Annotated in this window: 3 protein-coding genes; 1 reads left to right on the top strand and 2 read right to left on the bottom strand. The window is 76.5% G+C overall.

Annotated features, from left to right (window positions below; all coding sequences use genetic code 11):
- Both AB0F10_RS45615 and AB0F10_RS45610 read right to left on the bottom strand, forming a co-directional pair.
- Nucleotides 1–408 (bottom strand): FAD-dependent oxidoreductase (locus AB0F10_RS45615; RefSeq protein WP_360640872.1); only part of this gene is annotated, 408 nt, incomplete at its 3' end.
- A complete protein-coding gene (locus AB0F10_RS45610; protein WP_360640870.1) occupies nucleotides 405–998 on the bottom strand; it encodes a TetR/AcrR family transcriptional regulator in 594 nt (197 codons plus the stop codon). The genes AB0F10_RS45610 and AB0F10_RS45615, both read right to left, overlap by 4 nt.
- A 17-nt stretch (nucleotides 999–1,015) precedes the next feature.
- Between AB0F10_RS45610 and AB0F10_RS45605 the strand changes: the two genes are divergently transcribed.
- On the top strand, nucleotides 1,016–1,436 hold a 421-nt coding region (locus tag AB0F10_RS45605; RefSeq protein ID WP_360640868.1), incomplete at its 3' end, for an FAD-binding protein.

Raw genomic sequence — 1,436 nt, 5'->3', positions numbered from 1 at the left:
GGCGCGCAGCGCGTCGCCGGCCGCGAAGCCGGCGCGGGCCAGCGCGGCCCGCCCGCCGGAGATCAACGGGGTGAGCGGCAGGACCGACGGCAGCGGGTTGACCAGGTGCGGTGCCACCCGGCGCAGCAGGATGTCGCGTTCCACCGCGCTCTCGTACGCCAGCGCGAGGTGCCCGCCGGCCAGGTAGCGCAGGCCGCCGTGCACCAGCTTGGAGCTCCACCGGGAGGTGCCGAACGCGAGGTCGTGCGCGTCGACGGCGGCGACGGTGAGCCCGCGGGACGCGGCGTCGAGGGCGACTCCGGCCCCGGTGACGCCGAGCCCGACGACGAGCACGTCGACGCGGAGGCCGGCGGCCAGCTCGGCCAGCTCCCGGCGGCGGCGCGCGGCGGTGAGCGCGGTGCCGGTCATGGCGCGAGGTAGCGGTCGAGGAGCAGCCGCAGCTCGTCGTCGAGGTCGGCCTCGGTGATCCCGTCGGTCATCGTGGCGGCCGAGATGACGAAGCCGTGCATGGCGAGCAGCACGGTGCGCCCGAGCAGCCCGGCCGGCCCGGCGCGCACCGAGCCGTCGGCGTGGCCCTCGCCGATGCCCTGCTCCAGCCCGGCGAGCATCCGGTCCTGGCTGGTGCCGCGCCGATCCACCAGGTAGGGCAGCAGCACCTCCGGGTCCAGCTCGACGATGCGGCGGAACACGGTGTGCCCGCGCAGCTGCCGGGCGACGGTGGCCAGGCCGTCGACGAGCCGGTGCCGGGCGGACTCGCCGCGCGCCTCGGCCTGTGCCCGCAGCGCGAGCTCGGTCCACTCGCGAGTCATCAGGTCGGCGACCAGCGACGCCATGTCGGGCCAGCGGCGGTACATGGTCATGCGGGAGACGCCGGCGCGGCGGGCCACGTCGGTGAGCGTGGTGCGCCGCAGCCCGACGGCGAGGACGCAGTCGCGGGCGGCGTCGAGCAGCGCATCTTCGGTCGTACGCCGCTCAGGGGTGTTACGACTAGACGTCATGTGTCACAGTGTAACTCATGAATGACCTGCATTACGTGGCCCGTTGGGGCGACCCCGCCGACGCGGTGACCCTGCCGCCGGGCGTCACCGCGCTGCTCGGCACCGCGCTGGGCGTGAGCGCGCCGACCCCCGGCGCCCACGCCGCCGTGCTGCCCCGCACCACCCTCGACGCCCCCGTGCTGGACGCCCTGCGCGCGGCGTGCGGCAGATTGGACACCGACGACGCCGCCCGGCTGGCCTACGCCGCCGGAAAATCCACCGAGGACCTGCTGCGGCTGCGCGCCGGCGACGCAACCGGCGCGCCGGACGCCGTGGCCCGGCCCGGCGGTCACGACGAGGTCGAGGCGCTGCTCGCGGCCTGCGCCCGGCACCGCGTCGCCGTCGTGCCGTTCGGCGGCGGCACGTCGGTGGTCGGCGGCCTCGCCGCCGACCGCGAGG

Source organism: Actinoplanes sp. NPDC026623, from assembly GCF_040638275.1.
GTDB lineage: Bacteria > Actinomycetota > Actinomycetes > Mycobacteriales > Micromonosporaceae > Actinoplanes.
The sequence above is the reverse complement of the archived record's forward strand: the minus strand, read 5'-3'. Positions and strand labels throughout refer to the sequence as shown.